Consider the following 658-nt stretch of genomic DNA (forward strand, 5'->3'; position numbering starts at 1 on the left):
AGCCAACGAAAAAATGCTAGGAGCATGGCTCAATGGCGACGTTGCACCACTCTTTGCCTTTGAACCAAGCGGTGATGATGAAAGCTGGCAATACATCGAAGCGTTTGACGTTTACGGGCAAATTCATCAACTTGATGTGTATCAGCTTCCTGACGTTCCCGTTCTAGTTGTCGATAACAACAGCTCTGCAGAGCTCAAAGCAGGCTTACAGGCGATGCAGGCAGAAATGAAAACGCTGGGTCAGCCAGCTCTAATTCACCCTTATTATTCAGAGAGTCAAAAACAATCTTCACCAATGCTACAAAGCGCAGCGACAAGTGATGTCACTCCGATTCAAACAACTCAACTGAAGAAAATTCGCTTAGCGGATGACAAAGAACCGTGGATCTCTGGCAACGCAGAGGTTCACGCCATCGTGACAGGTGTCAATCCAAGCCGCGACGAGCCGACAATTGATCTGGTAGAACTTCCTTACTTGGATTACGACAACCAAGATTACTACCCAAATCAAATCATCATTCACTGGTCTCGCTACCGCTGGGGCGCTGCAGATATTGTTCTGATGGAGCAAGATGACGGCACAGACTACAAACAGCTGGCTAAACTATTGGTGCAAGTCGCTGAAGAAGTTCTGAAAGCCATCCCAGATCCGCAAGTT

The 658-nt window shown here is 47.4% G+C and carries 1 protein-coding gene; it reads left to right on the forward strand.

What is annotated here, in order from left to right; genetic code table 11:
- On the forward strand, positions 1-658 hold a 658-nt coding region (locus R7Z47_RS25150; RefSeq protein ID WP_318130802.1), incomplete at both ends, for a DUF3103 family protein.

Source organism: Vibrio sp. 1641 (assembly GCF_033339995.1).
GTDB classification, from domain to species: Bacteria; Pseudomonadota; Gammaproteobacteria; order Enterobacterales; family Vibrionaceae; genus Vibrio; species Vibrio alginolyticus.